1 pseudogene is annotated in these 2,198 nt (G+C 62.3%); it reads right to left on the bottom strand.

Annotated features, from left to right (window positions below):
- Positions 1-38: 38 nt before the first annotated feature.
- Positions 39-2,198, bottom strand: a pseudogene (locus PMES_RS16095) (VirB4 family type IV secretion system protein); the annotation flags it as partial.

Below are 2,198 nucleotides of genomic sequence, written 5' to 3'. Positions count from 1 at the left end.
ACTCCTGCCCTAATCTCCGTCAGGTGCGAAATCTCAGGTCAGGTGAGAATTGGGAAGGTGCGGGCCAGGAAACGCTTACAGAAGTCTGGGCGGTCGCGGTAATCGGCGCCGACGAGCGCCTCGCCTTTCTCCATGCCGCCGAGGATGGTGAGATTGGGCCCGAGAGCACTGAGATCGGCATCGACGACGATTGAGCCCTGATCGTCGCGGATCAGCGCCAAGCGGCTGTTGCTGCCCGTGTTGAGAAGGACGTCGAGTTCCTTCTCCGTGAGGTTCAGCATTGCGTAATCCGCAGGCTGCGCGCGGATATTGGGGAGCAGGATCTGCGTCGGCACCGCCTCGATGATGGTCTTGCCGGTCCGGGTGCGCTCGAGCTGGCTTGCGTATTGCGTCATCATCACCGCGACCGTGTTCTGTTTGCGCGCTGTCACCAGCCAGTTCGACAGCCGCTCCGCGAAATACGCGTTGTCGAGCGCCTTCCAGGCCTCGTCGATCACGATGATGGTGGGGCGGCGATCCTCGATCTCGCGTTCGACTCGGCGGAAGAGATAGGAGAGGACCGCCATCCGTTCCTTGTCGGCCTCGCTGTCGAGAATGCCGGTGAGATCGAAGCCCACTACATCGCCTTTGAGTGAAAAAGTGTCCTCAAGGCTCTGCCCGAAGATCCAGCCATAGCGGCCGTCCTCGGTCCATTCGAGCAGGCGCTGGTGCAGATCGCCGCCATCATCGGTGGACACAAAAAGCGATGCGAAATCCCGCCAGTTCCGCAGGGCCGGATTGGAGGCCTGCGCGTTCTGGCGCACCACTTCCTGGATGCGATTGGTCTGTGCCGGTGTGAGCGGCTTGTCAGCGCGGTAAAGAAGCGTGGGCGCACCGCCATCTCCATGCCAAGACGGTAATCGAAGACGAAGATCCGCGCCCCTGCGCGACGGGCCTGGGTCATCAGAAAGGCGGACAGCACCGATTTGCCGGACCCGGGCCGCCCCATGATCAGGGTATGGCCGCTGGTCGGTTCTTTGTCGGGCGATCCCTGCTCGTGATAGGAAAACCGATAGGCGCTCTGCTCGGGCGTGGGCAAATAGGTGATGACCCGGCCCCATGGGGTAAGTGCTGCGGGTTTGCCGAGCTGCGTTCGGTGGAAGGCCGCGAAATCCGCGAAGTTGCGGTTGGTGACGGCGCTCGCGCGGCTGAGGTAATGCGCCTTGGCCGCGACCCGCTCGCCAATCATCTTCACGCCTTCGGTTGCGGCGGCGTTCACGATCTCGGCGCTCAGCGTCTGCAGCTCTTCGAGCGTGTCGCAAAAGAGCGTCACGACCATATGATGCTCGCCGAAGCTCTGGCGCTTGGCTTCGAGATCATCGGCGGCGATGTCGAGGGCTTCCATGAGCGAAAGGGCGGCGTCTTGGCTCGCCTGCATCTGGCGCTTTTGCCGCTTGATGCGGCCCGCCATGAGGTTCGAATTGATCGGCGTGAAGGACTGCGTGACGATCATGTCGACCGGCAGGTTCAGCATGTCGAACATGGTGCAGGACGTGCCTTCGGAATATTCTCCGATGGTGAAGCTCTTGCCGTAGCGATGCCCCACCACGCCTTCCGAGAGCTCGAAATGGTCTCCGTGGAACGTCACGCGGGTATTGGCGACGTTGAAGGACAAAAAGCCGTAGGTGTTTGCCGGGTAGAGCGGCAGCTCTGTTCCGGTGTTGAGCGCGCCCAAAAATCCCACCAACTCTCCCGATCCGGCTGACAGCAGGCGCGGCTTGAGCTCGGTGAGCCCAGAGAGGAAGACGTTCACGGCCTCGCCGAGGCGCTGCAGGCGTTTGCGGGTCTCCTCCTTCAGTCGGTCCGGCGCGCTGCGGCTCAGGAACGGCAGGAGACTTTTCGGGGGCGGGCGGTGAATGACGGTGAGCGTCAGTGTTTTGTCGCGGAGCCCGCTGGTCTCGAGTTTCGCGCGCCAGCGCCGGTCGACCTCGCCTGCGAAGCTGTCCTCACGAATTGGGTCCAGATCCGGTCTGATGGCCTTGGAGACCTTGTGGACGTAATAGCTGAATTCCGGCCCGAGCTGCGCGACGATGCGGGCAAAGAGCTCCGTCACCTTGTCGAGATAGGCATCGTCCGTCGTGTAGCTGTTGATCCCCTCGAGCCGGATGCAGCGGAAGAGTTCGTTCACCCGTGTCCGCACGGTCTGGTCGTCGACGAGG

The organism is Profundibacterium mesophilum KAUST100406-0324, assembly GCF_009835145.1.
Lineage (GTDB): Bacteria > Pseudomonadota > Alphaproteobacteria > Rhodobacterales > Rhodobacteraceae > Profundibacterium > Profundibacterium mesophilum.
This window is presented reverse-complemented; position numbering and strand designations above follow the sequence as displayed.